At 70.4% G+C, this 26,381-nt stretch carries 21 protein-coding genes, 1 other RNA gene and 3 pseudogenes; 10 read left to right on the top strand and 15 right to left on the bottom strand.

Going from position 1 to position 26,381, the window contains the following annotated elements:
• Positions 1 to 145: 145 nt before the first annotated feature.
• Positions 146 to 283, top strand: a pseudogene (locus ABD198_RS25250) (DUF397 domain-containing protein); the annotation flags it as partial.
• A 131-nt stretch (positions 284 to 414) separates the two neighbouring features.
• Here ABD198_RS25250 and ABD198_RS25245 read toward each other — a convergent pair.
• The 3 genes from ABD198_RS25245 to ABD198_RS25235 form a co-directional block, all read right to left on the bottom strand.
• Entirely contained in the window at positions 415 to 837 is a 423-nt protein-coding gene (locus ABD198_RS25245; RefSeq protein ID WP_344006010.1) for a hypothetical protein, read from the bottom strand.
• Positions 837 to 3,263, bottom strand: coding sequence for an AAA family ATPase (locus ABD198_RS25240; RefSeq protein ID WP_344006008.1), 2,427 nt, complete (start codon positions 3,261 to 3,263; stop codon positions 837 to 839). Before ABD198_RS25240 ends, ABD198_RS25245 begins: the two co-directional genes overlap by 1 nt.
• Positions 3,264 to 3,441: 178 nt before the next feature.
• Positions 3,442 to 3,981, bottom strand: coding sequence for an ATP-binding protein (locus ABD198_RS25235; protein WP_425580547.1), 540 nt, complete (start codon positions 3,979 to 3,981; stop codon positions 3,442 to 3,444).
• 149 nt (positions 3,982 to 4,130) lie between these two features.
• On the opposite strand from ABD198_RS25235, the gene ABD198_RS25230 reads away from it, so the two are divergent.
• Together ABD198_RS25230 and ABD198_RS25225 are read left to right on the top strand one after the other, a co-directional pair.
• Entirely contained in the window at positions 4,131 to 5,063 is a 933-nt protein-coding gene (locus ABD198_RS25230; RefSeq protein WP_344006034.1) for a helix-turn-helix domain-containing protein, read from the top strand.
• Complete coding sequence (locus ABD198_RS25225) at positions 5,060 to 5,275, top strand: DUF397 domain-containing protein (protein ID WP_344006006.1); 216 nt, start codon at positions 5,060 to 5,062, stop codon at positions 5,273 to 5,275. The genes ABD198_RS25230 and ABD198_RS25225 overlap by 4 nt, the downstream gene beginning before the upstream one ends.
• Positions 5,276 to 5,414: 139 nt before the next feature.
• Here ABD198_RS25225 and ABD198_RS25220 read toward each other — a convergent pair whose 3' ends face one another.
• The 4 genes from ABD198_RS25220 to ABD198_RS25205 are packed head-to-tail and all read right to left on the bottom strand — an operon-like array spanning position 5,415 to position 13,711.
• Positions 5,415 to 8,690 carry a type I restriction endonuclease subunit R gene (locus ABD198_RS25220; RefSeq protein WP_344006004.1) on the bottom strand — a complete coding sequence of 1,092 codons (3,276 nt, stop codon included), beginning with the start codon at positions 8,688 to 8,690 and terminating at the stop codon, positions 5,415 to 5,417.
• Positions 8,687 to 9,931, bottom strand: a complete 1,245-nt coding sequence (locus ABD198_RS25215; protein ID WP_344006002.1) for a restriction endonuclease subunit S — start codon at positions 9,929 to 9,931, stop codon at positions 8,687 to 8,689. Before ABD198_RS25215 ends, ABD198_RS25220 begins: the two co-directional genes overlap by 4 nt.
• Positions 9,924 to 11,546: a class I SAM-dependent DNA methyltransferase gene (locus tag ABD198_RS25210; protein WP_344006000.1), complete on the bottom strand. Its 1,623-nt coding sequence runs from the start codon at positions 11,544 to 11,546 to the stop codon at positions 9,924 to 9,926. The genes ABD198_RS25215 and ABD198_RS25210 overlap by 8 nt, the downstream gene beginning before the upstream one ends.
• A gap of 17 nt (positions 11,547 to 11,563) precedes the next feature.
• Positions 11,564 to 13,711: a hypothetical protein gene (locus tag ABD198_RS25205; RefSeq protein ID WP_344005998.1), complete on the bottom strand. Its 2,148-nt coding sequence runs from the start codon at positions 13,709 to 13,711 to the stop codon at positions 11,564 to 11,566.
• A 228-nt stretch (positions 13,712 to 13,939) separates the two neighbouring features.
• On the opposite strand from ABD198_RS25205, the gene ABD198_RS25200 reads away from it, so the two are divergent.
• Positions 13,940 to 14,545 (top strand): Rv1352/Rv1906c domain-containing protein, encoded by a 606-nt coding sequence (locus tag ABD198_RS25200; protein WP_344005996.1) that lies wholly within the window; start codon positions 13,940 to 13,942, stop codon positions 14,543 to 14,545.
• 56 nt (positions 14,546 to 14,601) lie between these two features.
• Positions 14,602 to 14,763, top strand: a complete 162-nt coding sequence (locus ABD198_RS25195; RefSeq protein WP_344005994.1) for a hypothetical protein — start codon at positions 14,602 to 14,604, stop codon at positions 14,761 to 14,763.
• Positions 14,764 to 14,918: 155 nt separating this feature from the next.
• On the opposite strand, the gene rnpB is transcribed toward ABD198_RS25195, so the two are convergent.
• Positions 14,919 to 15,323, bottom strand: an RNA gene (rnpB, locus tag ABD198_RS25190) — RNase P RNA component class A.
• A 65-nt stretch (positions 15,324 to 15,388) separates the two neighbouring features.
• Positions 15,389 to 15,967, bottom strand: coding sequence for a Uma2 family endonuclease (locus ABD198_RS25185; protein WP_344005992.1), 579 nt, complete (start codon positions 15,965 to 15,967; stop codon positions 15,389 to 15,391).
• A gap of 174 nt (positions 15,968 to 16,141) precedes the next feature.
• Between ABD198_RS25185 and ABD198_RS25180 the strand changes: the two are divergent.
• From ABD198_RS25180 to eda, 3 genes and pseudogenes are all read left to right on the top strand, one after another.
• Positions 16,142 to 16,385, top strand: a pseudogene (locus ABD198_RS25180) (MerR family transcriptional regulator); the annotation flags it as partial.
• Between the two features lie 62 nt (positions 16,386 to 16,447).
• Positions 16,448 to 17,230: a peroxide stress protein YaaA gene (gene yaaA, locus ABD198_RS25175; protein WP_344005990.1), complete on the top strand. Its 783-nt coding sequence runs from the start codon at positions 16,448 to 16,450 to the stop codon at positions 17,228 to 17,230.
• A gap of 73 nt (positions 17,231 to 17,303) precedes the next feature.
• Entirely contained in the window at positions 17,304 to 17,972 is a 669-nt protein-coding gene (gene eda, locus ABD198_RS25170) for a bifunctional 4-hydroxy-2-oxoglutarate aldolase/2-dehydro-3-deoxy-phosphogluconate aldolase (protein WP_344005988.1), read from the top strand.
• Here eda and ABD198_RS25165 read toward each other — a convergent pair.
• From ABD198_RS25165 to ABD198_RS25155, 3 genes are read right to left on the bottom strand one after another with little or no spacing between them, the layout of a single operon-like run.
• Entirely contained in the window at positions 17,958 to 19,232 is a 1,275-nt protein-coding gene (locus ABD198_RS25165) for a bifunctional RNase H/acid phosphatase (RefSeq protein ID WP_344005986.1), read from the bottom strand. The genes eda and ABD198_RS25165 overlap by 15 nt on opposite strands.
• Positions 19,233 to 19,245: 13 nt before the next feature.
• Positions 19,246 to 19,989: a zinc ribbon domain-containing protein gene (locus tag ABD198_RS25160; protein WP_344006032.1), complete on the bottom strand. Its 744-nt coding sequence runs from the start codon at positions 19,987 to 19,989 to the stop codon at positions 19,246 to 19,248.
• The gene (locus ABD198_RS25155; protein ID WP_344005984.1) at positions 19,986 to 20,885 is read right to left on the bottom strand and encodes a Nif3-like dinuclear metal center hexameric protein; all 900 of its coding nucleotides are present in this window, start codon (positions 20,883 to 20,885) and stop codon (positions 19,986 to 19,988) included. The genes ABD198_RS25160 and ABD198_RS25155 overlap by 4 nt, the downstream gene beginning before the upstream one ends.
• 198 nt (positions 20,886 to 21,083) lie before the next feature.
• Here ABD198_RS25155 and ABD198_RS25150 point away from each other — a divergent pair, with 198 nt between their 5' ends.
• A complete protein-coding gene (locus ABD198_RS25150; RefSeq protein WP_344005982.1) occupies positions 21,084 to 22,352 on the top strand; it encodes a hypothetical protein in 1,269 nt (422 codons plus the stop codon).
• Between the two features lie 98 nt (positions 22,353 to 22,450).
• Entirely contained in the window at positions 22,451 to 22,618 is a 168-nt protein-coding gene (locus tag ABD198_RS25145; RefSeq protein WP_344005980.1) for a hypothetical protein, read from the top strand.
• A gap of 92 nt (positions 22,619 to 22,710) precedes the next feature.
• On the opposite strand, the pseudogene ABD198_RS25140 reads toward ABD198_RS25145, so the two are convergent.
• The 3 genes and pseudogenes from ABD198_RS25140 to ABD198_RS25130 form a co-directional block, all read right to left on the bottom strand.
• Positions 22,711 to 23,650: pseudogene (locus ABD198_RS25140) on the bottom strand (3-oxoacyl-ACP reductase).
• Between the two features lie 25 nt (positions 23,651 to 23,675).
• Positions 23,676 to 24,752 (bottom strand): Zn-dependent alcohol dehydrogenase, encoded by a 1,077-nt coding sequence (locus tag ABD198_RS25135; RefSeq protein WP_344005978.1) that lies wholly within the window; start codon positions 24,750 to 24,752, stop codon positions 23,676 to 23,678.
• Positions 24,753 to 24,897: 145 nt separating this feature from the next.
• Positions 24,898 to 25,761, bottom strand: coding sequence for a MaoC/PaaZ C-terminal domain-containing protein (locus ABD198_RS25130; RefSeq protein ID WP_344005976.1), 864 nt, complete (start codon positions 25,759 to 25,761; stop codon positions 24,898 to 24,900).
• Positions 25,762 to 26,381: the final 620 nt, after the last annotated feature.

Genomic DNA, 26,381 nt, shown 5'->3' with positions numbered 1-26,381 from the left:
CGCATGCTACTGCCTGGCGCGGGCGCACGCCAGAGGTGCCGGTTCAATCCCCAACCCCCATGGGCGGAAGTGCAGTTGATATCACGCGCCCCCTTGCGGGCATCCCGGCGGCAAGACGGTATGGGCCGAACGGCAGCGGCGAAAGGGTGCGTGCGTCGAGGTCGCCGCCAATGGGACCGCTGTCCGCGTACGGGACTCCAAGGAGCGAGGCGGTCCGCAGCTCGCGTTCACGCGGGGTGCGTGGGCCGGGTTCGTCACGGACCTCGGGCGGGGCGGGTTCTGACCGACCCGCCCGAAGCCGCAGGCGCTCAGGCCTCGTGACGAGGTCCCTTACCTGGCGGCGGGTCCAGCACCGTTCGGCTCAAGCCCCTCCCGATCCCGTGCTCGCCGGCACGCGCGCGCTTCCCTCCCACCTCAGTCGGCGGACGCAGTGTGTGCGTCGGCTGAGGCGCCTGGCGCGGCGAGCTCCGTGGCGAGTGCCCCGACGGTCTTCCGCCAGGCGCGTACCTGGGCGTGGCTCGGGCCGAGTTCGTGGTGGTGGTACTTGCAGCCGGCGCTGAGAGCGTTCCACAGGGCGCTGACGCGGTGGGCCACGTCGGCGCCCGCGTAGTGGCGCAGGCAGAGAATCTTCGCGCGCATGCTCACCCTGCGGAGTCCGGCTTCCCGGGCCGTGAGGGCCGCGTCGACGACCGCTTCGAGAGCGATCCGCAGCGCGTAGGCCGCGCCGCGGTCGCGGCCGGCCGGGGTCAGCGGGCCGCCCAGGGTCCCGGAGAGTAGGGCGTCAGCGGTCGCGATGAGTGCGGTGAAGCGGGCGGGAGCGGCAGGCACAGCAGGCATCAGGCGTTCACCTCGGGCTTGCGGATCCGGCGGGCGAGGTTCTCGACCTTCCTGACGAAGGCGACCGGGTCGGCCGGGAGGAATCCATCGGGGTGGGCGCCGCGCTGGCACTGGCCGATCAGAGTCGTGCTCTCGTGTCCGTACAGAGTGCGCAGACGGCTCCTGACCTCGTCGTCGGGGTGGACGCAACCGTCGTCGAAGAGAGCGAAGGAGGCGAGCGGGATGAGCCGGTCGGTCGCGTCGATGGCGGCCTGCAGACGGTCGGCGGGCAGCCCGGTGCGGCTCCGGCGGATCCAGGCCGCCTCGACGATCGCCTTGGCCAGGGCCTCACGGCACAGGGACGGCAGCACGTTGCGCAGTGCCGCGTCGGGGCAGTTGTCGGTCCTGGCGAGGGCCATGGCGTCGTCGATCGCCTCCTGCACCGGGTCGGTCTCGGAAGTGACGTGCACCTTGGACCTCTCGCCGCGCTCCACCTTCAGCACGGTCACGGGCAGTCCCTGGCTGCGGAAGGCGTGCGGGAGCCGGGTGTCATGGGTGAAGACGACGACCTGCCGGTCGCGGCCGAGTTCGTCGAGCACCTGGGCCAGGCCGTCGACCTTGGCCGGGTCCATGGACTGCACGGGGTCGTCGATGACGACGAAGCCGAAGGGGCTGTCGGCGGTGGCGGCCCGGGGCAGGAACAGGGAGAGGGCGAGCGAGTGGAGTTCGCCCTGGCTCATGACGCTCAGGGCCGGGGCCTCCGTGTCGTCGACGGTGACGTCCATGATCAGCTTGCGCACGGCCGCCTTCTCGCTGCCGTGCATCTTGACGTTCTTCAGGTCGACGCTGCTCTGGCGGCGGAGCTTCTCCCAGATCCGCTGCATGTGGCCGGCGAAGGCGTCGACACGGGAGTCACGGATCTCGGTCGTCACCTTCTTGATCCACGCGAGGGCGGCGTTGATCTCCGTCCTGCGGGGCCTGGCCGCGGTGGCCTCCCGGGACAGCTTCGTCCACTCGGCCAGCAGGTCGACGACCGTGCGCCAGCGTCCGTCCTTGGCCGCGAGTTCCTCACGCGCCTTCCTGGCCACGACGTCGCACGCGTCCGACAGGGTCAGTGCGGTCTTGAACGCGCGCTCGGCGAGTTCGGCGGGGTCGGTGATCCGTCGGCAGTCGGTCCAGGCCCGCCACGGGGCGGTGAGCACTGCCGGGATCTCCCGCGGCGGGAGGATCAGGTCGTGCAGGGTCTGCTGTGCGGTCCGCAGAGCGGCCTCGGCAGCGCGCACCGCTTCGGCCTCCCGCAGGAGCGCGGCGATCTGCGCCTCGGCGCGCGAGGCCCACTCCCGGTCCAGGACCTGGTCCGTGCCGCAGACCGGGCATGCCGTGTCGTCGGCGTGGCGGTCGCTGTGTGCCAGGGCGGCCTGGAGCAACTGGGCCCTGCTGTGGGCGTCGGCGGCCGCGGTCCCCTTCAGGTCGTCGACGTCGGCGAGGGCACGCCGCAGCGCGTCGACGGCAGCGCCCACCCGGTCGAGGTCCGGCCCCTCCGCGGCGGCCTCCAGCCGCGCCTCCCGCAGTCTGCCCTCGTCGGCCGTCGGCACACCGGCGATGAGCGCGTCGAGTACGGCGTAGTCGGGGCCGCTCTTCTCCTCCATCGCCAGGAGTGCCCTGAGCGCCCGCTCGTCGTGCTCCACGCTCTCCAGCGCCGCGTGGAGAAGCGGTCTCTTCTCCTTCTCGGCGTTCACGACGGCGTCGAGTTCCTTCTTCGCGGCCGTCAGCCGTCGCGCGGCGGCGTTGAGGTAGTCGAGGCCGAGGATCGCGGCAATGTTGTCGTACATCTCGGCCGGCTTGCCGTTGATCAGGTTGCCGAGGTCGACGTACGACAGGAACGGCCGGTACGTCCGCGTGGCCTGCTCCCAGCCGACCTCCTCCAGGGTGACGGTGCCGTGTCCCGGCCGCTTCAGCACGGCCCGGGAGTCGGTGAAGGCCTCACCGGTCCAGGTGCGGGTGAGGGTGCTCGGGGACGGGTCTCCCTCGATGGTCAGCTTGGCCTCGACGGCGGTCTGTTCGCCCTGGTGCAGATTGCGCCAGCGGACGGAGCGGTTCGGGTGGTGTCCGGCGCAGTGGGCGTTGGTACCGGTGAACAGGGTCTCGATGGCCTCGGCGATGCTCGACTTGCCGGAGCCGTTGCGTCCGACGACGAGGGTGACGCCGGGCTTGGGCCGCAGGTTCAGCCTCGCCTGCGAACCGACACCGCGGAAGCCGGTGACCGTGACCCTGCCCAGGTAGACGGGCCCGGCAGGGGTGTTGGTCCCCGCCGGGCTCCCCTCGGAGTCGCCGAGGGCCTCGCGAATGCGCTTCCTGACCCCCTCGGAGAGCTTCGGGTCCTGGGCCAGTCGCGCCTCCACGAGCTGGGGCAGCGGCAGGGCGTTGCTGTGGTGCGTCGCGTCCATGTGGTGTCTCCCGTGGTTCCCGCACTGATGTGGATGGGGCGAGCACCGACAGGCGAGGGAGGCGGCTGGGGCCGTCGGTGCCTGTCGACGAGACGGAACCGTAGGAGCGGGACGCGTTGTTGAGACTGCTTCAGATTGATAGCCCCGGTTATCAGGTGTCTTGGCATAGTGCCGACCATCAGGGAGTCGTGTACTCCGCCCACACGGTCTTGCCCGGGCCGTCCGGGCGCGGGTGCCAGTCCCAGCGGGTCGCGAGGTGCGATACGAGGACCAGGCCGCGGCCGGTCTCCTCCTCGCCGGCGGCACCAAACGGGTCGACGGCCGGATCATGGGGGCCGTGGGGACGGCGCGGGTGACGTTCCGCCCGGGTGTCGGTGACCTCGACGCGCACGGTGCGGCGCTCGGGTGCGGCATGGAGGCGGAGGCGGAAGTCCCGGCCGGCGACATGCCCGTGCTGTACGGCGTTCGCGGTGAGCTCGGCGACGATCAGCACGATCGCGTCGTGCGGGTCGGTGCCGTAGGGGATGCCCCACGCGTCCAGACGTACGGCGGCGAGGCGGCGGGCGAGACGGGCGCCGCGGGGTGTGGAGGTGAAGCGCATCACGAAGGTGCGGTCCGGGGCGGCGTCGTCCGCGGCCGGGGCTGTCGCTGCCTTCAAGGGAGCGCAGGGGATGGTGGGTTGGGGGGTGCCGGTGCGGTTTGTGGGTTTGGCCGTCATGCCGACCACGATGCCGCCGGTCGCGTAGCGTGACTATTGGTGACGCTGCGACAGGAGGCGGCTGTACTCGTGCTGTACGTGCGCGTACGCACCGCGCGCCGTTACGGCGTCCCGTGCTCGGGCGTTGAGGCAAGGAGGCGCTGATGAACATGGCGGAGCGCGAGGGCGCGGCGGCGAAGGGCGAGGCGGTCCCCGAGGAACATGAGAACGACGGCGCGGGCACGATCGTAAGTCTCGGGGACGGCTGGGACAACGACGGCGGGGCCGGGCGGGGACCCGAGGACGCCGGGCGCGGAGTCGTGGTCGCGTTCGGGCAGACCATGAAGACGCTGCGGGTACGGAAGGGGCTGGAGCGCGAGGAGTTCGGGAGACGGATCGGGTACTCGGCGTCCACGGTCGCGTCGTTCGAGCAGGGGCGGAGGATTCCGTCGCCCCGCACGATCGAGCGGGCGGACGAGGTGCTGGGGGCGGGCGGGCTGCTGTGCCTGTGGAAGGAGCAGGTGGAGCGGGCGCAGTATCCGGTGTTCTTTCAGGGGATGGCGGCCTTGGAGAAGGAGGCCGTCGAGCTGCTCATGTACGACACGCTCGTCGTGAATGGCCTCTTGCAGACCGAGGCGTACATGCGGGCTCTCCTCGACAACCGGCGTCCGCCACTTGCTCCGGAGACCATCGAGCAACGAGTGATCGCACGACTCGCGCGCCAGGACACCCTCGCCCGCCGCCCCGCACCCCTGCTCAGCTTCGTGATGGACGAATCCGTGCTGCTCCGCCGCTACGGCGGACGGGACGTGCTTCGGGAACAGTTGGAGCAACTCCTCCTCATCGGCCAGAACCGCAACATCGAGATCCAGGTGATGCCGCTCGACTGCGCGGAAAGCGCTGGCGGAGATGGCCCCTTCACCGTGGTCACACGCAAAGACGGCAAGAAGTACGTGTATACGGAAGTTCAGGGCACGTCCAGCCTGGAGACGGATCCGGAACGCGCGGTGATTGCCGCCGCCCGCTATGGAATCATCCGATCCCAGGCTCTCACCCCACGAGAGTCGCTGGAGCTCATCGAAAGGTTGCTGAGAGAGCTATGAACAACGCCGTGTCCTCGGTCGCCGCCTCCGCCCTCACCTGGATCAAAAGCAGCTACAGCGGGGCCGAGGGCGGTCAGTGCGTGGAAGTCGCGGCCGGAACGGCTGCTGTGCACATCCGTGACTCGAAGGCTGACGCCGGTCCCATGCTCACGGTCTCACGTGAGGCGTGGGCGGGGTTCGTTCGGCACGCCTCGTCCGAGCAGCACGTCTGACGTTCGTACAGCGCGATGGCCCCTGCCGACCTGGTCCGGGTCGGCAGGGGCCTTCGTTGCGGGGTCGCGACAGATCTCACAGATCTACTGGGAGCCGAGTCAGCTCCCAAACAACACCAAGTGTTCGCCTTGGACCACGTCAGTCATCCGGAATGCCTTTCTGGGACCACTCGTTGGCGAAGTGCTCCATCTGGCGGATGACCAGGTCGATGGCCTCCTTCTGGTGGTCCGGCGGATAGTTGTTGCGGGCCAGCAGGCGCTTGATGGTGCTGCGCAAGCGAGCGCGGACGGGCGGGCGGGCGATCCAGTCGGGCTTGAGCTGACGGCGGACCTCGGCGACGAGGTCGCGGGCGATGCCCGCCAGGACCTCGTCGCCCATGAGTGAGCGGGCCGTGCCGTGGTCGGCGACGGCGTCGTAGAAGGCGAGCTCGCGCCAGTCCAGGGGCGGGTCGAACTTCTCGCCTCGCCGGGCGTCGGCGGCAACCTCCCTGGCCATCTCGACCAGCTTGGCGATGAGTTCGGCACTGGTGTACTGCTGGCGCATGTAACGCGCCATCAGGTCCTGGAGCCGCTCGGAGAACGTGGTCTGCCGGACGATGTTGTGCCGGGTGACCTCGCGCATCTTCCGCTCGATCAGCCTTCGCAGTGCCTCGGCCGTCAGGTGCGGGGTCTTGCTCTGCTGGAGCTGGGTCACGACCGCATCCGTAAGGTGGGTGAGGTCGGCGGTCTCCAGCCCGGCTTCCGCGAACAGGTCGGTCACACCGCCCGTCTCAACCACCGACGAGGTGAGCTGGGCCAAGTACAGCTCGACGTCTCGGGCCACGGGAAGGCCGCGGGCCTCCCTCTCCATGGCATCCAGCTTGGCCATGTAGGCCCGGACCTCGGCGAAGAACTGGATGTGCCGCTTCCAGGCCGGCTTGTCCGCGAACCGGCTCGCGACCTCCTTCGAGCTGCCGGCCAGCGCCCAGAATCGCTCCAGGCGGTAGGCGTGATCGCGGAACCGGCGGCCCAGAGTCCGGCGCGGGTCGTCGAGCTGATCGGGGTTGTTGCCGGGGGTGCGGGGGTCGCGAAGGTAGTTCGCGGTCTTCAGGGCCGCGTCCACAAAGGCCTTCGGGCCGGGCCTGTCGAGCAGAGGTTCCCAGGCGAAGCCGCGCAGAATGCCGGTCAGGATGTCGTACTCGTTGCGCAGCTCGTCCAGTGCGCGCTCGACGTCCTGGCCGAGGGTGCGGTCGCGCTGGTCGTTCTCGGTGTACTCGGCGATGGCCTTCTGAAGGTTCTCGGTCAGGGGCGCGTAGCCCACGAGGAGGCCGTCCTCCTTGCCCCGGAAACGGCGGTTGACGCGGGCGAGGGCCTGCATCAGGTTGGCGCCCTTGAGCGGCCGGTCCAGGTACATGGTGTGGATCGGCGGGGCGTCGAAGCCGGTCAGCAGCATGTTGTTGACGATGAGCAGTTGCAGCTCGTCGTCGGGGTCCTTGGCGCGGTTGATAACGGTCTTGCGCTGGCTGTCGCGGAGCGCGTGAGCGAGCAGTTCCTCCGAGTCCTTGCGGGAGTTCGACGAGAAGACGATCTTCATCGCGCCCTTGTCGACCTCGTCGCTGTGCCATTCGGGGCGCAGTGCACGCAGGGCGTCGTAGACGCGTACGCAGATCTCGCGGGTGGCGCACACCACCATCGCCTTGCCGGGCGAACCGCCCTTCTCGGAGACGCCGACGAAGGGCTTCATCCGCTCCCGACGGGCCTCCCAGTGCTCCACCAGGTCGGCCGCGAGGTCCCGTATCCGGGCGGGGGCGCCGTACATCGCGTTCATGGTCGCCACGGCCTGCTCGACTTTGCGACGCTCGGTGTCGTCGAGGCCTTCGGTGATCCGATCGGCCTCCTCGTCGATGGTGGCCGGGTCGACGTCACGGTCCAGGACGAGTTGGATGACCCTGCTCTCGTGGTAGACCTTCACGGTCGCGCCGTCGTCGGCGGCCCGCTTGAGGTCGTAGATGTCGATGTAGTCGCCGAACACCTCGCGGGTGTTGCGGTCCGCCTCCGAAATGGGCGTACCGGTGAAGGCGAGCATCGTGGCGCGTGGGAGCGCGTCACGCAGGTGCCGGGCAAGGCCGTTGAGGTCGTCGTAGTGGCTGCGGTGCGCCTCGTCGACGATCACGACGATGTTCCGGCGGTCGGAGAGCATCGGGTGATCGGTGCCCGCCTCCCGCTCCTCCTTCGTCTTGCCGAACTTCTGGAGCGTGGTGAAGAGAATCCCTCCCGTCCTCTTCGCCGCGAGCCCCTCCCGGAGTTCAGCGCGAGTAGCGACCTGCTTGGGCTCCTCCGGGAGGATCTCGCTCTCCTGGAACGTCGAGAAGAGCTGGTCGTCAAGGTCCGTACGGTCCGTGACGACCACGACGGTGGGGTTCAGGAGAGCCGGGTCCTTCATCACCTTGGTCGTGGTGAGGACCATCTCCTCCGACTTGCCGGAGCCCTGCGTGTGCCAGACGACGCCGGCCTTGCCGTCGCTGGCGGACGCGGTGCGTACGGCTTCGGCGGCGCGGGTCACCGCGTGGTACTGGTGCGGCTTCGCGATCCGCTTCATCCGCTTCGACGGGACGAAGTTGATGAAGGACTGGATCAGTTCGAGGAAGCGGGAGTGGGTGAACAGGCCGTGCAGCGCCAGGTTCTGCCCTGACTCCGAGAAGCCGTCGGCAGTCAGCGGATCAACGCGGGCGCCGAACTCGTCCGTGTTCCAGGGGGCGAAGTGCTCGTACGGGGTGAAGGGGGTGCCGTACTTCGCGGTGATGCCGTCGGAGAGCAGGACGACGGCGTTGTACCGGAAGGCGGTGGGGAACTCCTGGACGTACCGGGCCACTTGGGCGTGCGCCGTCTGGAGTGTGGCGTCCTCGTCGCCGGCGCGCTTCAGCTCGATGACGGCGAGGGGCAGGCCGTTGACGTACAGGACGACATCGAAACGGCGGTTCTTGTCGCCGTCGATGACGGTGACCTGGTTCAGGGCACGGTAGGTGTTCGCGTCCGGGTCGGCGAGGTCGACCAGGCGGATGGTGGGGTTGTGCTCGGCGCCGTGGGAGTCGGTGTACGTGACGGCGCGGATGCCGGTGGTGAGGTGGCGGTGGGCGGCCCGGTTCTCCTCGTAGGTGTCCTGGGAACCGGGAGTGGCGGCAATCGTCACGGCCTCGTCAACGGCAGCCGGGGGCAGCTCCGGGTTCAGGCGCTCGATCGCCTCCCGGAGGTCCGGGTAGAGGATCAGGTCGTCCCAGGACTTCCGGTGCCCGGAGCCGGGCGCGAACTCGTTGCCGGGGGCCGGACGCCAGGCCAACTCGGCCAGCTCCTCGAGAGCGAGGAGTTCCCAATCGGCTTCGGTGGGGCGGCGGTGAGTGCTGTCGTCCGGGTCGTTCCCGTCGTGGTGCGTCGTCACGTGGCGTCCTCGACAATCTTCTCGGCGTCCTTGACGCGGAGTCGGCCGGACATGAGTTGGGGTAGGAGGGTGTCTCGGAGGGCGGCGAGGGTACGGCATTCCGATTGGAGTGATGCCATGTGAGCAAAGATGGCAGACGCCTGCTTCCCGAAGGAGGCCAGCGCATCCGGGTCAGGTCGGTTCACCTGGTAGTTGGCAACATCTGCCGCGCTAATTCGCTGCCGACCGGATGTACCAACCATGTTACGGATAGCGTGCTCACGAAACCTTTTGTCTCGCGCCAGGAAATAGCTGAATTCCTTCGGCACACCTGGAAGCGAACGCATCACAATGAACTCAGTCGAACCCAAGCCGATTTCACCCTCGTCCATGAAGTCGACATATCCTGTCTTGCCGTTCTCCAGGCAAGGCGTGATGCGGGCAAGCAAGGTGTCACCGTTCATGAACCGCGCGCCAGACTTCGGCGGCCTTCGAGTCCACGAAGAAATACTGGCACGGTTGGTCTGCAATGCCGCCATGTCAACATAGACAGGCTCGGCTGTCGAGGGCTTGGAAACCTTTGGGTTGAAGGCCACCAGATCAGTAATCGGTACTGCCGTTTCAGGATCCGGCTCAGCAGAGAGTCCCAACTCAATGAAGCGACACTGCAACAACTGCTCGTAAGTAGCAGCAATGCGCTCGTTGACAGCGATCTTGTCATCCAGCGCCTCGAGTACTGCGGCTACCCGTCGTTGCTCATCCAATTCCGGTAGCAAGACCGGAACAGCCCCGAGAATCTGGGTGTTAAGGTTCGGCATAGTTGCACCGACCGCATGCCGGATGATCCATGCACGCACTTCCGGATGTCCTAGAAAGTAGGACACGAAGCGCGAGTCGGCCCCGGCTCCAGGGCGCACGCGCAGACACCCCGTTCCGCAAAGCCAACCTTCCTGCGCATCGCGAACAAGAGCTCGTCGCGTGACGTCACCGCGTCGCGAGTAAACGATATCACCCTTGCAGAGCCGATACTTCGAGAGCCGTTGAGCATCCTCGACCGTGATGCGCGCGATTTCTACATCGCGAATCACATTTTCGCCGATATCTTGCGGCATCACAATCGGGATGCCATGAGTGACGTAGTCGGAAGCATGCAATTGGCTCCCAAAGGGTCCGGTCTGAATACCACCACCATCGGAGCACGCAGCCGCAAGGTTGGTGCGTCGCCACTCCGCGGGTGCATCTGCGAAGAGAGAGTTAGCCACTGATGCCCTCCAACTGAATACGCACTGCCTTCTCCAGTTCCGCCGACCTATCGAACAGTTCGAACAGATCCGCCGTCAGCTTGCTGATCCGCCTAGACACGGCCTCCGGGGCTTCCTCCTCCGCCTCCGCGGCGCCTACGTACCGCCCCGGCAACAGCACATGCCCCTGCCCCCGCACCGTCTCCAGATCGGCCGAGTAGCAGAAACCCGGCTGGTCCTCGTAACTCAACCCAGCGGCACGCGCTGACGCCGTACCCCGCCACGCGTGATAGGTGTTCGCGATCTTCCGGATGTCGGCATCCGTAAGAATGCGCTCAGTACGATCGACCATCTCGCCCAACCCCCGGGCATCAATGAATAGGATCTCCCCCCTCCGATCCTCCAGCCGCCGCGCCCCCTGCGGCGACTTGTCCTTGGACAGGAACCACAGGCACGCAGGAATCTGCACCGTGCGGAAGAGCTGTGGAGGCAAAGCCACCATGCACGCCACCAAGTCGGCCTCAATCAACGCCTTCCTAATTTCCCCCTCCCCACTGGACTGGGAGCTCATTGAGCCGTTCGCCAGAACGATTCCGGCCGTCCCCCTCTCCCCCAGCTTGGAGATCATGTGCTGGAGCCACGCATAGTTGGCGTTGTTCTTCGGGGGAACCCCGTACTTCCACCTCGCGTCGGTCTCGTCCCGCGCCCAGTCCTTGATGTTGAAGGGCGGGTTGGCCATCACGAAGTCGGCCTTGAGGTCGGGGTGCTTGTCGTCGGCGAAGGTGTCGCCCCAGCGGGCGGCCAGGTTGCTGTCGATGCCGTGGATGGCGAGGTTCATCTTGGCGAGGCGCCAAGTGCGCTCGTTCAACTCCTGGCCGTACACGGAGATATCGGCCTTGTGGCCGCGTCCTCGGTGCGCCTCGATGAACTTCGCAGCCTGCACGAACATGCCGCCCGAGCCGCACGCCGGGTCGTACACGCGCCCCTCGTACGGCTCCAGGATCTCCACGATCAGCCGGACGACGGAGCTCGGCGTGTAGAACTCGCCGCCCCGCTTGCCCTCGGCCCGAGCGAAGTTTCCGAGGAAGTACTCGTACACCTCGCCGAGCAGGTCCTGTGCCGGCCTGTCCCCGTTGCCGCCGAAACGCGCATCGCTGATGAGGTCGACGAGTTCGCCGAGGCGCTTCTGGTCGACGCGGTCCTGGTTGAAGATCTTGGGGAGGACACCGGAGAGGGACTTGTTCTCCCGCATGATGGCGTCCATCGCCTCGTCCAGGAGCTTGCCGACACCCTGTGCCTTGGCGTTCGCGGCGATCCAGGACCAGCGAGCGGTCTCGGGGACCCAGAAGACGTGGGCGCCGGTGTATTCGTCGCGGTCCTCCAGGAAGTCGCCGATCTGGTCCTCGGAGATACCATCCTCGGCGAGTTCCTTGGCCAGCTGTGTGCGGCGCTCGTCGAAGGCGTCCGAGACATACTTCAGGAAGATCAGGCCGAGGACGAACTCCTTGTACTGCGCGGCATCGATCGACCCACGGAGTTTGTCGGCCGCCTTCCAGAGGATGTCCTGGATCTCTTTCGGGGTGGAGGCGCTGAACAGCTCCGCCTGGTCGGCGGACTTCTTCTTGCGTGGAGGCATCGGGTGAGCCGTCTCCTTCAGTGGGTGTCGGTGTCAGTGACGGTGTGCGGAAGTTGCTTGATGGTGAGCGTGCCGTCGGTCATGCCGGCCGCCAGCACGCGGGTCAGGTCGTCGAGCGCGGCGGTCTGCTCGCGCAGCAGTGCCGCCCGGTTCTCGATCTCGGCGAGTACGGCCTCGTACAGGTCGGCCTCGGCCCGGCTCAGGTCCGGGATGACCAGGTCCTCGATGCGGCGGGACGCGCGCACGGCGCCGCTGGTGCGGGCGTGATCGGCGGCGGCGGCGCGCAGCAGCGCGGCCAGCACCCGGGGTCGTACGGGCGGGTCGGCGTCGGGGTGGACGCGCAGGATGCGGGCCGGGGCCGCGACCAGCGAGAGGCCCTCTGTGTCGACGTACACCCCGAAGTGCGGGTGGGCGGTGACGACGAGGTCGCCGGGCTCGGTGAACTGGGCGTGCCCGTAGGTCGTGAGGAAGACGCCCCGGTCGATGCGCCGGCCGCCGATGCGGGCCGTGCCCAGGATCTCCTCGGGGGTGAGGACCGTGTAGTGGCCGTCGGGGGTGAGGTGTTCGGGCGCGAAGCGGTGGCCGGGGCGGCGGCGCAGGCGGCGGGTGCGCAGGAGGCAGGCGACGGTCGTCCTCCGGACCGGCTGGTTCTCGGGGCGCAGTTCCGCCTGGGCAGGCAGCCTCAGTTCGGCCGTATGTGAACGCTCCTGAAGCTCGATCAGGCGACGTTCCAGTTCCGAGATGACCTCCGGGCGTTCGACGACCGTCCGAATGTGGCGGGAGTCGGGGGTGCGGTGCTGCGGAGTGAACGCGGCGCCGGGCTGTGCGTCGAGGTGAGCGCTGGGGACAATCGCGGCGTGGCGGGGCTCGTGGCGTCGGTCGCGTTTCCAGCCCGAGGTGCGCCAGATGGCGATGTCCTCGGCGAGCTTGTCGAGAACGGGCTCGGTGAGCGGCTGGGCGGAGTAGTCGGCCAGGAGGACGAGACCGGTGCGCTCGGCCTCGGGGACGCGGGCGAGGACCCAGACCGCCGTGCGGTAGCCGGGGCGGTAGGGGTAGGCGCCGTCGGGGAGGCTGATCGCCGCCTTGAGCAACCCTGGCTTGAGGAAGGAGCGGCGCAGGCGGTCGGCGTCGCTGTGCCGGGCGAGCGGGCCGGTGAGAACGTCGGCCGGACCGAGGACGACGGCGGACGCGCCGGTGTCGAGGTAGTCGGTGAGGGCGGCGACCTGCTCCAGGACGGCCTTCGCGTCGCGGGTCTCGGCGGCCTCGTACGGGAGGGCGCAGACGAGGAGGGTCGGGTAGCCCCACTCGTCGGCGGTCAGTTCCTCGCCCTCGACGACGTCGAGCCGGAACTCGTACACCCCGCGCACCAGCATCCGCCGGCGGACCAGTCGCACACGAGCGGGGTCGGGGTCGGCGGCGAGGTAGGAATGGGCGGAATCCTCGGCGGCACGGTCGTGGAGGGCGGCCAGGAGGTCGCCGGTGCGGGCGTGCGGGACGGCGATCACCGCGCCCTCGTCGAGGGTGTCGACACCGGAGAGGGCGGTGAGGGCGCGGACGACGGCTGGGGCGGGCTCGTCGGCGGCGAGGTCGCGGGAGCCGAGGCGGTGGCGGGCCTGGAGAATCCAGTCGAAGGCCTCGGCGGGGTTGTAGGCGGCGTCGATCAGTTCGTCGGCGAGTGCGGCGAGGGCCGGGCCGGTGCGGTCCGGGTCGGGCAGGGCGCGCAGTTCCGAGAGGAGGAAGCGGTCGTCCGGGTCGAGGTCGGCGGCCCGGTCCAGGACGGTCTGCCAGGGGCGGCCGTCGGAGACGGGGGCGTCGAGCTGCTGGTGCAGGCAGACAAGAGAGGTCAAGGCCGCGATCAGTACCGGTGCGGGCAGGGCAGGGGTGCTCCAGGCGGCCAGGGTGTGCAGGGCCAGCTCGGAACGGAGCCGGCGGGGATCGGTGTTGCCGCGGCCGGTCGAGATCAGCCAGTCCACGACGGTCCGCGCGTCGAAGAGCGGTCGTCCGTCCTCGTGCGTCACGGGAGCGGGGAAGTCCGGGTGGCGGCGGGCCCATGTGGTGGGAACGGGGCGCTTGACCTGGGCGAGGGCGGCGATCTCGGCGTAGGTGATCCGCCACGCCGATGTCTCGGGCAGGATGGACCCATTCGAGACCGTGTACGTCGTCATCGGATGTGTCCCCCCTCCTTGGGCCGCCGAGGCAGGCTTTCTCGCCTGCGCACGTCGCGCTCCGCCCCTTTCAGTCGGGGCGTGCGTCAGCAATCTACAGCCCCTGCCGTCGCGCGCCCACAACTCGCTCGATAACAGGGGTTATCAGGGATTTCATCGCAGGTGCTCCACGTTGGCGGGCAGCGTGTGTCCGGCACGTTCGCAGACACCGACCGGAGGATCACCGCAATGAGCAACTCGCCCTCGACACCGCCCAGCACTCCGCAGCCCTCCGGCTCCGGGAACGCGGCGAGCTGGGGCGCCGTACCGCCGGTCCCGGCCCCGCCGGCCGGCATGGCGTCGGGACGCAAGCCATCGCGTCGCAAGTCCTGGCTCACCTACGGGGTGACCGCGCTCGTCGCCCTCGTGATCGGCGCGGCCATAGGCGGCGACGGAGAGTCCGGCGGCAAGGACACCTCCGCCGCGCCCGCGCCGACCGTGACGGTCACCAGGACAGCGGCTGCCCAGGCAGGCGAGCCGGAGCCGGCCGTCACGGTCACCGAGAAGGTCACCGTCAAGCCGAAGCCCACGAAGAAGCCCGGTCCGGCCACCACTGTCGCCGGTGACGGCCAGTACCTCGTCGGCGAGGACATGCGTCCCGGTACCTACAAGACCGCCGGACCCGACAAGAGCGGCGTCATCGAGAACTGCTACTGGGCGCGCACCAAGGACGCCTCCGGGGAGTTCGACGCGATCATCGCCAACGCGAACCTCCAGGGTCAGGGCCGCGTGACGGTCAACAAGGGCGAGTACTTCGAGACCAACGGCTGCCAGGAGTGGACCTGGGTCGGCTGACCGGCGCCACACACGCCACCGCGCTCGTGGGGGGGACGCGGCGACGTCCCGAGGATGTGGTCGAGGTCTTCCCCAAAGCGGACTTCCCATGGTGGATCGCCGGTGGCTACGCGATCGAATTCGCGGTCGGCGCACGCGCCTGGCTGGCGAACGCGATCAACTTGATCGCGCCCGACCCCCCCTGGCTTCGCCAGCTCCTGCCGGTCAACCGAACGTGAGCAGTCTCCATCCCAGGGACTTTCAGGGACTTTCAGCGCTGTCTGAGGGATTTCTGCGGGACTTTTCGCGGCCAAACGCGGCAAGTCCCTGAAAGTTCGGAACGGCCTTCGACGCAGGTCAGAAGCCCTTCTCAAGGCAAAGCCGCAGGTAGCGGCAGACGAGCCGGGCTGTACGCCGGGTTCTGTTCCCCGGGGTCCTCGCGGACCCAGGGGCGACGGCCATCCATCTAGGACCGGTGTTGCCACCGGCCTCGTGCGGTCTACCCGCGGACTCGGGCGGGCAGCCCTCGAGCGTCCGCGCAGAAGCACCGAGGTGCTTCCTCTTGACCTTGCTCCGGGTGGGGTTTACCTAGCCGCCTGAGTCACCCCAGACGCTGGTGGTCTCTTACACCACCGTTTCACCCTTACCGAGGACCGAGGTCCCCGGCGGTCTGTTTTCTGTGGCACTGTCCCGCGGGTCACCCCGGGTGGCTGTTAGCCACCACCCTGCCCTGTGGAGCCCGGACGTTCCTCGGGGAGCCCCCGCAAGGGGGTCTCCACGCGGCCGTCCGCCCGGCTCGTCTGCCGTACCGACCATGGTACGGGACGTACAACGCCGACCCGGGCTCACTTCTTCCGCACGCCCTCAGAGGAAGTCGGCGGTGTCCAGTTCGAAGCCGAACGGGTCCGGGAGCGGGAGGGGCTTGCCGAAGGGGCGGGTGCAGAGCTGGCGGTAGTCGCCGTTCTCCGGGTCGCTGAAGAGCGTGACCGAGGAGGCTTCGCGGTCGACGAGGAGGTAGAGGGGGATGCGACTGCGGGCGTAGCAGCGACGCTTGGCCTCACGGTCGGCCCGCGGCTTGGTGGAGGTCACCTCCAGCACCATGGCGACGCCGTCAGAGGGCATCCAGGGGTCGGCACCCCGGTAGAGCCGGAGCTTCCGGGGAGCAAACGTGCCGTCCGGGATCACGTGATCCTTGGGGCAGCCTTCCCCCCTCTGCAACCGCAGCCCCTTGTTGCCGGAGAACTGCATGTCGGTCCGGGACTTCCTGACCACCTGGCTCATGATGAGTTCGATGTAGTCCTCGTGGTCCCCGTCCGGCGGCGGTGTCACTACGATCTCCCCCTCGATCAGCTCCGCCCGGAAGCCCTCCGGGGTGTCCAGGGCGAGAAACCCCTCCAGCAGAACGTCCGCCTGGGAGACCGGCTCGTGAGCCATGGCCGTCATGTCACGCCCCTCCTTCGGTCGCTCGCCAGACTGGGGCATCGGCTGATCACCTGTCCGTGACATCGGGAACCGTTCCCTCGATCGTGGCACACCGTGAGGCACGCCGTCGGGCTTCAGCGGGCCGGTGCGTCACTCGCTTGACCCTGCCGCAACGTCAACGTTTCTGGTGAGGGCATGCGGATCGGAGAACTCACGGCCGTGGTCGGGGTGACCACGCGGGCCGTGCGGCACTGCCACCATCCGGGGCTGCTGCCGGAGCCGGAGCGGCGGAGCAACGGATATCGGGAGTACACGCTGCGGCATGCCGTGCTGCTCGCGCGGATCCGGCGGCTGACCGAGTCGGGGCTGGCTGGACGAGGATCTGGCCCGGCAGGAGGAGGCGATCCGGGAACGGCGGGCGCGGCTGCTGGGGATGCTCACAGCGCGGCCGCCTGAGCGGCGGGCCGTACCCTGTCCGGAGCGCTATCCGAAGGAGTACGTGTGCTCGTCCTGCTGCCGCCGTCCGAGGGCAAGGCCGCTTCCGGCCGCGGTGCCCCGCTGAAGCTGGAGTCGCTGTCGCTGCCGGGGCTGAACGAGGCCCGGGAGGCCGTGCTCACCGAGCTGGTGGACCTCTGCTCCGGTGACGAGGACAAGGCGCGGGAGGTGCTCGGCCTGAGCGAGGGGCTGCGGGCCGAGGTCGCGAAGAACGCCGGGCTGCGCACTGCCGGAACCCGGCCCGCCGGGGAGATCTACACGGGGGTGCTGTACGACGCCCTGGACCTGGCCTCGCTGGACACGGCGGCCAAGCGCCGGGCGGGGCGGCAGCTGCTGGTGTTCTCGGGGCTGTGGGGTGCCGTCCGCATCACGGACCGGATCCCGTCCTACCGCTGCTCGATGGGCGTCAAGCTCCCCGGTCTCGGGGCGCTGGGCGCGCACTGGCGTGCGCCGATGGCGGCCGTGCTGCCGGAGGCGGCCGGGGACGGTCTGGTGCTGGATCTGCGGTCGTCCGCCTATGCGGCGGCGTGGAAGCCGAAGGGCGAACTGGCCGGGCGGACGGCGACGGTACGGGTGCTGCATGCACCGACCCGGAAGGTGGTCAGCCACTTCAACAAGGCGACCAAGGGGCGGATCGTACGGAGCCTGCTGACGTCCGGTGCCGCGCCGAAGGGCCCGGAGGAGCTGGTGACGGTGCTGCGGGACCTCGGGTTCGTGGTGGAGGCGGAGGCTCCGGGGCGGGGCGGGAAGCCCTGGACGCTGGACGTGCTGGTGGACGACGTACACTGACACCCATCCGCTGCCGTTGCGTTCCATGCAACGACCTTTGCGGATTGTGCAGCGGCGGGGGCAGGATGAGGTCATGAGCTCGCCGCTGCCTGCTTCCGTGCTGGATCTCGCCCCTGTCCTGCCCGTCGTCGTGATCGAGGACGCCGCCGACGCCGTGCCCCTGGCGCGGGCGCTGGTGGCCGGAGGGCTGCCGGCGATCGAGGTGACCCTGCGGACGCCGGCCGCGCCGGCCGCGCTGCGGGCGATCGCCGGTGAGGTGCCGGACGCGGTGGTCGGGGCGGGCACGGTGATCACGCCGGAGCAGGTGGGCGAGGCGGTGGACGCGGGGGCACGCTTCCTGGTGAGCCCGGGGTGGACGGACCGGCTGCTGGAGGCGATGCGGGGGTCGGGGGTGCCGTTCCTGCCCGGGGTGTCCACAGCCTCGGAGGTCGTGGCGCTGCTGGAGCGCGGGGTGCGGGAGATGAAGTTCTTCCCGGCGCAGGCGGCGGGCGGCACGGCGTATCTGAAGTCGCTGGCCGGGCCGCTGCCGCAGGCCCGCTTCTGCCCGACCGGGGGCATCGGGCCGGACTCGGCGCCGGACTACCTCGCGCTGCCCAACGTCGGTTGTGTGGGCGGGAGCTGGATGCTGCCGGCGGACGCGGTGGCGGAACGCGACTGGGCGCGGATCGAGCGGCTCGCGCGCGCCGCGGCAACTTCAGTCGGCTCGGCTCAGGTGTCTGCGTCGGGCTCAGCGCAGGTGTGAGGTGTCGTTGAACAGCCGCACGCTGGCGTTGCCGTCGGCGTAGTAGGCGATCGCCGAGAGGGAGGCCGCCGAGAGTTCCATGCGGAACAGGGACTCGGGCGGGGCGCCCAGGGCGAGGCGGACGAAGGTCTTGATCGGTGTGACGTGGCTGACCAGCAGCACGGTGCGGCCCGCGTAGGCCGCGACCAGCTTGTCCCGGGTGGCGGCGATACGGGTCGCGGTGGCCGCGAAGCTCTCGCCGCCGCCGGTGGGTTCGGCGTCGGGCGAGGAGAGCCAGGCGTTCAGGTCGTCGGGGTAGCGTTCGCGCACCTCGGCGAAGGTGAGGCCCTCCCAGGCGCCGAAGTCGGTCTCGCGCAGCCCCTCCTCGACGGTGACGTCGAGGCCGAGGCGGGCGGCGACGACGGCGGCGGTCTCCCGGGTACGGGCGAGGGGTGAGCTGACGATCGCCTGGATGGTGCCGCGGCGGGCCAGCGCCGCTGCGGCCCTCTCGGCCTGCTCCCGGCCGATGCCGGAGAGGGAGGGATCGCTGCCGCCGCTGCCCGAGAAGCGCTTCTGGGGCGTGAGCGGTGTCTCGCCGTGCCGCAGCAGTACGAAGGTGGCGGGTGCGCCCATGTCGGCGGGGCCCCAACCGGTGCTGGGTGTGGCGACGGCCTGCGCGGCACGCGCATCGGCGCCGGCCTTGGCGGTGGACTTCGCGGCGGGCTCACGGACTTCGCCGGCCGGGCCGGTCCCGGCACCCGCACCCGCCTCCACCGCGGCAGCCCCGGCAGCCGTGCCGGCGTCCACCGCAGCGGCCCCGGCGCCCGCACCACCGCCGGCACCCTCACGCACCCTGCGATGGATCACCGTCCCCGGTGCCGCCCCGTCCATCGCCTCGTTGGCCAGGCGGTCCGCCTGCTTGTTCTGCTCGCGGGGGATCCACTCCCAGCTCACCCGGTCCGGCGGGAAGACCCGCGCCGCGCGGGTGGCCAGCGGCTTCAGGTCGGGGTGCTTGATCTTCCACCGGCCCGCCATCTGCTCGATGACCAGCTTGGAGTCCATCCGGACGTGGACGACCGCCCCCGGATCCAGCTCCCGGGCGGCCTCCAGGCCGGCCAGCAGCCCCCGGTACTCGGCGACGTTGTTGGTGGTGACGCCCAGGTACTCGGCGACCTCGACCAGGGTCTGCCCGGTCGCCGCGTCGACGACCACCGCCCCGTAGCCCGCCGGGCCGGGGTTGCCCCGCGCCCCGCCGTCCGCCTCGACGATGAACTCCCGCACCGGCCCTGCGCTCCTACAGCCCCGACTCGGCCGTGCGCACCAGGATGCGGCGGCAGTTCTCGCAGCGCACCACCGCGTCCGGGGCGGCCTGGCGGATCTCGTTCAGCTCGGTGATGGCCAGTTCCTGGCGGCAGCCCTGGCAGGTGCGGGCCTGCAGCTTGGCCGCGCCGATGCCGCCCTGCTGCTCGCGCAGCTTCTCGTACAGCTTGAGCAGGTCGGCGGGGACGGACGCGGCCACGACCTCGCGCTCCTTGGTGACCGAGGCGGCCTCGCCGTCGATCTCCTCCAGCGCGGAGTCCCGGCGTGCGGTGACGTCGTCGATCCGCGACTGGACGGAGGCGACGCGCTCGGTGAGTTCCGCGACCCGCTGCTGGGCGGACTCACGGCGCTCCATCACCTCCAGGACGATGTCCTCGAGGTCGCCCTGCCGCTTGGCGAGGGAGGCGATCTCGTGCTGGAGGTTCTCCAGGTCCTTGGGCGAGGAGACGGCGCCGGAGTCGAGGCGCTGCTGGTCGCGGGCGGCGCGCCGGCGCACCTGGTCCACGTCCTGTTCGGCCTTGGCCTGTTCGCGGGCGCAGTCGCTCTCCTCGGTCTGCGCGGCCACGAGCAGATCGCGCAGCTGGGTGAGGTCCCGGTTCAGCGTCTCGAGCTCGGCGTGCTCGGGCAGCGACTTCCGCTTGTGGGCGAGCTGCTGCAGGCGGACGTCGAGGTCCTGGACGTCGAGAAGTCGGATCTGGTCGGCGGGCGCGGCGTTCAGTTGGGGGCTCCAGATGTTTCGGAATCAGCCGGGGCATGACTCCCCGGCGCGGGCGTGGTGGTCGACGGCTGGACGGACGCCGCGTGGGCGGTCCAGGGGTCGGTGACCGTGCGGGAGACCTGGACCCTCAGGTTCCATCCCCGGCGGTCGGAGATCTCGTCGAGCTGGGCGGCCGCCAGCTCGCACCAGGGCCACTCGGTGGCCCAGTGCGCCGCGTCGAGCAGCGCGAGAGGACTGTGGGCGACGGCCTCGGAGGCCGGGTGGTGGCGCAGGTCGGCGGTGAGGAAGGCGTCGACCCCGGCGGCGCGCACCTGGTCGAAGAGGCTGTCGCCGCTGCCGCCGCTGACCGCGAGGGTGCGCACGACGGCCTCGGGGTCGCCGGCCACCCGGATGCCCTGCGCGGTGGCGGGCAGCCGCCGGGCGGCGAGGGCGGCGAGTTCGCGGACGGTCAGGGGGTGGTCGAGTTCGCAGATCCGGCCCAGGCCCCGGCGGCCGGCCGGGTCGGTGGGGTCGGGCACCAGGGGCCGCACCACGCGTACGCCGAGCGCCCCGGCGAGGGCGTCGCTGACGCCCGGGTCGGCGGTGTCGGCGTTGGTGTGGGCGACGTGCAGCGCGATGTCGTTCTTGATCAGCGTGTGCACGACGCGTCCCTTGAAGTGGGACGCTGCGACGGTCGTGGTGCCGCGCAGATAGAGCGGGTGGTGGGTGATCAGCAGGTCCGCGTCCTGCTTCACCGCCTCGTCGGCGATCTCCTGGACCGGGTCGACGGCGATCAGGACCCGCCGGACCTCCTGGTCGGGATCGCCCACGACGGTGCCGACCGCGTCCCAGGACTCGGCCCGCTCGGCGGGCCACAGGTTCTCCAGCGCGGTGATGACTTCTGACAGACGGGGCACGGGAGCAAGGCTACCTGCCCCTTTCCCGCCGCAGTACCTGCACGGGCGGGCCGGCCGGCGCACGCTTCCGGACAGCACATGCGCCCCGGTTTCCTCAGGCGAATCGTTCCTGGAACACCCTTATGTGTGAAGCGGACAGCGGTGGATGCCCCGACTGTGCGTGCGAAAACTACGTTCGTCGCCGGAGGTGACCGAACGATGACGGCTTGTGCGATCGAGCCTTCGACGGGACACGACGATGGGGCCGCCGGGGACGCCGGGGCTGCCGGAGCCGCGCGGGAAGCCGGGGCCGGTACGGACGTCGGGGCCGGCCGGGAGGCCGGGACCGGCGGGGCCGTCGGGGCCGCGCCGCCGGGCTGCAGCATCACCGCGGACGGTGCCTACGCCGCGCGCCTCGCCCGCTCCTGCGACAACCTCTTCCCCGAGCGCTGGACGCTGGACGGCCCCGAGCCGTACGCGGTGCCGCTGGCCGGCAACCAGCCGGAGGAGCCCGGCACCGAGGTGCAGCCGCTGAGCGACGGCCGGGTCCTGGTCCACCGGCTGGTGGACGGACGGCACACCTTCTGTCTGCTGTATCCGGCCGGCCCCGGCACCGGGGAGCTGCCGCTGGGAGCGGTGGAGTGCCCGGAGGCCGGCACCCGGGTGTCGCTGCTGCCGCCCGCGCCGTGCGGGGAGCGGGCCTACGCCGTCGCCGTGGGCGTCCGCTCGACGGTCCTGTGGCGGGTGGCGGGCGGCGCCTTCGGGCCCGAGCGGCTCGCCGAGATCCCGGGCCGCTGCTCGGGCGGGGTGTGGCTGGACCGTACGGGGCGCCTGCTGGCGCTGGACCGGGAGACCGGCGGGCGGACCAAGGCGGTCGTGGTGGACCTGGGGCGCGGCGGTGAGGTGTCGCCGCTGCTGCAGATCGCCGCCGGGAGCGACGACCGGGTGCTGCTGGCGGACCCGGACAGCGGGCTGCTGCTGATCCGCTCGGACGCGCCGTCGCCGGGCAGCGGCCGGCTGGGCTGGGGCGTGCTGGGCAGCACGCTGCCGGTGCGGTTCCCGCAGTGCGTGCGGCTGCCCGGCTGCACGGTCACCCCGTTCGCGATCCAGCCCGGTCAGGTGCTCACCCCGGAGGGCTGTGCGGTGGCCCTGCGCATCGACGGACCGCTGGGTTCCTGGGTGGGGGTGTGGCGGCCGGGCGAGCGGCAGGTGCACCATCTCTCCGCGCCTCAGGGGTGGTTGACGGGCAGCGGGCTGTGGACGGCGGACGGGGTGCTGCGGCTGCCGTACGCCACGCCGGACGCTCCCTGCGGCGTCGCCTCGGTTCCCGCACCCGCACCGGAGGAGCGGAGCACACCCTCCCCGACACCGTCCCAGGACCCGCCCGCGGAGCGCACGGAAGCGGAGCCGGCCGCGCCGGCGGAGCCCTCGGTGCCGCGTCCCGTTCCGCTGCAACAGGCCCCTCTGGGACGGGTTGTAACGAAGTAGTGGCGGTCGGCGTGGCCGCCTGGATCCGTGCCGTGGTGGGCCGGTTACACTCACCCGCCTGCAGGAAGATCATGTTTTTACGGGGTGAATTCCTTCCGATGAACGACGCCATCACCAACGAGGCGCCCACCACCGAAAGCGGTCAGATCCCTGCCGGGCGCGGCAGGCACCGGGGCCCGGTCGCCACGCACGACACGGAGACGACCCCGCGCGGCCGTCACCGCAAGCCGGTGGAGGAGAACGAGCACGCGGAGTCGGCCGCCTGACGTCACGTCAGCAGCCGCCCGGCACATCACAGCGGCCGTCCGCCGGCCGGCGGACGGGGGCCGTTCCTCGTTCCCTTGCCCGGCGGGGCGGTTCAGCCGCGCCGCAGCCCCAGCACCTCCACCGCCGCGAAGGTCTCACCCTCCGGCCGGCCCTCGTAGTACGGCGTGAGCAGCGCGTCCAGTTCCTCGTAGCTGAATGTCTCCTGCTTGCTGTCGAACTGCGCGGCCACGCGGGGCCGTTCGACGACCGCCACCATGCCGCCGTGCACCACGAGCAGCTGGCCGTTGATCCGCCCGGCGGCGGGTGAGGCGAGGTAGCCGACGAGGGGCGCGACATGCTCGGGGGCGAGCGGATCCACCCCGGAGGAGGGGGCGACGTTGGCGAAGACGTCCGCGGTCATCCGGGTGCGGGCGCGCGGGCAGATGGCGTTGGTGGTGACGCCGTACTTGGCGAGGGCGTGCGCGGTGGAGGTGGTGAGACCGACGATCCCGCCCTTGGCGGCCGCGTAGTTGGGCTGACCGGCAGAGCCGGCCAGGAACGCCTCGGAGGAGGAGGTGACGATCCGCCCGTGCACCGGCTCTCCCCCGCCGCGCTTGAACCGCTCCCTGAAGTGGGCGGCGGCGTACCGGATCGTGTTGAAGTGGCCCTTGAGGTGGACGCGGATCACGGCGTCCCACTGGTCCTCGGTCATGGAGAAGACCATGCGGTCGCGCAGGATGCCCGCGTTGTTGACCAGGATGTCGAGCCGCCCGAAGGCGTCGATCGCCGTCCGGACGAGTTCCGCGGCCTGCCGGTGGTCGGCGACGTCGCCGGTGTGGGCGAGCGCGGTGCCGCCGGCGGCCCGGATCTGCTCGGCCACCTCTTCGGCGGGGACGGAGCTGGCCGCTCCGGTGCCGTCGCGGCCGGGCTGCCCGTAGTCGTTGACCACGACGGCCGCGCCGAGCCGGGCGAGTTCCAGCGCCTCGGCCCGGCCCAGTCCGTCCGGCGCCGGTGACGATCGCGGTGCGGCCTGCCAGCGGAGTGGAGGACATCCCAGTCGCCATCAAAGTCGCCCTCTCACATCTCCACGCAGGTGCGCAGCGCGGTGCCGGTGCGCATCTGGTCCAGGGCCTCGTTGATGTCGGCGAGCGCCACCCGGTGGGTGATCAGGCCGTCCAGGTCGACGCGGCCGGCCCGCCACAGGGCGATGGTCCGCTCGTAGGAGCGCACCACGTCGCCGCCGCCGTACAGGGACGGCAGGATGCGCTTCTCGTCGAAGAACAGCTCGAACATGTTGAGCTGCAGCTGGTCGTCCATGGCGCCCGCGCCGACCACGACAAGGGTGCCGCCGCGCCGGGTGGTCTCGTAGGCGGTGCGGGCGGTGGCGGAGCGGCCGACGACCTCGAAGACGTAGTCGAAGCCCTCCCCGCCGGTGAGCTGCTGCTTGACGCCGGCCAGCTCCTCGGGGGCGACGGCGCGGGTGGCGCCGAACCGCAGCGCCGCCTCACGCCGGGTGGGCACGGGGTCGACGGCGACGATCTCGGCGGCGCCGCACAGCCGGGCACCCTGGATCGCGGAGATGCCGACCCCGCCGCAGCCGATGACGGCCACCGACGAACCGGCCGCCACATCGGCGGTGTTGAGGGCGGCGCCGAGCCCGGTGGTGACCCCGCAGCCGATGAGGGCGGCGATGTCGAAGGGCACGTCGTCCGGTATCGGCACCGCGCAGCCGGCGTCGACCACGACCTCCTCGGCGAAGGTGCCGGTGCCGGCGAAGCCGAAGACGTCACCGCCGGCCCGCCGGAAGTTGGGCGTGCTGGCGTTCATGAACCCGGCCAGGCACAGCTCGCTCTGCCCGCGCCGGCAGGCCGGGCAGGACCCGCACGGGGGCAGCCAGCAGACGACGACCGGGGCCCCCGCCGAGAGCCCGGTGACCCCGTCGCCCACCTCGACGATCTCACCGGCGCCCTCGTGACCGGGCACGAAAGGCGCGGGCTGCGGAAGCACCCCGCTCATCGCGGACAGATCGGAGTGGCACAGCCCGGTGGCCCGCACCCGGATCCGCACCTTGCCGGGGCCGAAGCCCACCGCCTCGATGTCGTCGTGGACCTCGAGCTTGTCCTGGCCGGTCTCGTGCAGTACGGCTGCCCGCATGGCGTGGCTCCCCTCGGCTTGGCGATGGAGGCGGAAGAGGCGTGGAGCGGTGAAGGCTTGGACGGCGGTGGCGACGGCGGCGGTGGTGGCGACGGCGGTGGTGGACGGGTGAGAATGCGTTACGGAGTGTCGATGTGACGGGGTATCAGGAGAGGTGGACGACCGTGTCGGTGAGCACGGGCGCGTCGTCCCGCTCCACCGCGCTCACGGTGACGGACACCTGACTGTCGTCCCGGCCCTCCCACATCCGGATCCGCAGTGTCTCGCCGGGGTAGACGACTCCGGCGAAGCGGGTGGTGTACGCGCGGACGCGGGTGACGTCCCCGCCGAGCAGCGTGTCGACGACGGCCTTGAGGGTGATGCCGTAGGTGCACAGCCCGTGCAGGACGGGCCGTTCGAAGCCGGCCTTCCGGGCGAACTCGGGGTCGGCGTGCAGCGGGTTGAAGTCGCCGGAGAGGCGGTACAGCAGCGCCTGGTCGTCACGCACGGTCCGCTCGGCGGTCCGGTCCGGCTCCCCGGTGGGCGCCTCGCGCCGTACGGACGGGCCCCGGTCGCCGCCCCAACCGCCCTCGCCGCGTACGTAGATCTGGGCGTCGTTGGTCCACAGCGGCCCGTCGGCGTCGGCGACATCGGTGCGCAGGACGAGGACGGCGGCCTTGCCCTTGTCGTACACGGCGGCGACGCGGTGGGTGGCGGTGGCCCGGCCCTCGGCGGGCAGCGGCCGGTGCAGGGTCAGCGACTGGCCGCCGTGCAGCACGCGGGACAGCTCGACCTCGACGCCCGGCATGGACAGGCCGCCGATGACGCCGGGCTCCCCGCCGCCGGCGACGGTGGCGAAGCTCGGCAGGACGTGCAGCCGGGACTCCAGGGTGTAGCGCAGTTCGCCGGGGTCGGTGGCGGGGGTGCCGGCGCCGATGCCGAGGTGGTAGAGCAGGACGTCCTTGGTTCCCCAGCTGATCTCGCCGGTCCGGGGTTCGGCGGCGAGCGCCTTGGCTGCGTCGATGGGCATGGGACTCCTGATCGCCGGATGCTGAACCGATGCCGAAGACCCCGGTGCGGCCGTCCGCACCGTCGGCCGCGCCGGGGTCGTCACGGGGCCGCGGGAACCCGCCCCATCAGTAGAACGCGTTCCAGTACGGCGCCACCCTGTATAGCCCAGCCTCGTGCAGTTGTGAAGGCTCCTGACATTGTGTCAGCTACAAGCTCCGTCCGCCGACACCCCCTCCCGTGGCTCACCCGCGCCGGAACAGTGCCGTCCACAGGAAGTCCTCCCCGAACCACGGACTGTCCTCGCCCTGTTGCGCCATCCGCCGCAGCTCGATCTCCTCCAGACCGGCCGTCTCCGCGAAGACCGGGCGCAGCGACGTCGGGCTTCGCCACGAAGAACGGGACCGGGCGGGAGCGGTCGGCGCTGTGCCAGCACCCTCACCCGTGGCGGAAGTCGGGCACGGCACGCCGCCGAGGGCCGTCACGGGGCGGTTCCGGCGTGCGCCGGCCCCGCTTTTTCACCCCGGTTCCGTTCGCCGTCCTGCTCAGCTCGCAGCCGTACCTAGGGCCTGTCGTTTGGATCAGCCCGCGGACGCGGGGTCTGGCACGCGCATCTGCGGCGTTGTCGTCGGTTGCCGATGC

It is taken from the genome of Streptomyces thermocarboxydovorans, from assembly GCF_039524635.1.
In the GTDB taxonomy this organism is placed as follows: Bacteria; Actinomycetota; Actinomycetes; order Streptomycetales; family Streptomycetaceae; genus Streptomyces; species Streptomyces thermocarboxydovorans.
The sequence above is the reverse complement of the archived record's forward strand: the minus strand, read 5'-3'. Positions and strand labels throughout refer to the sequence as shown.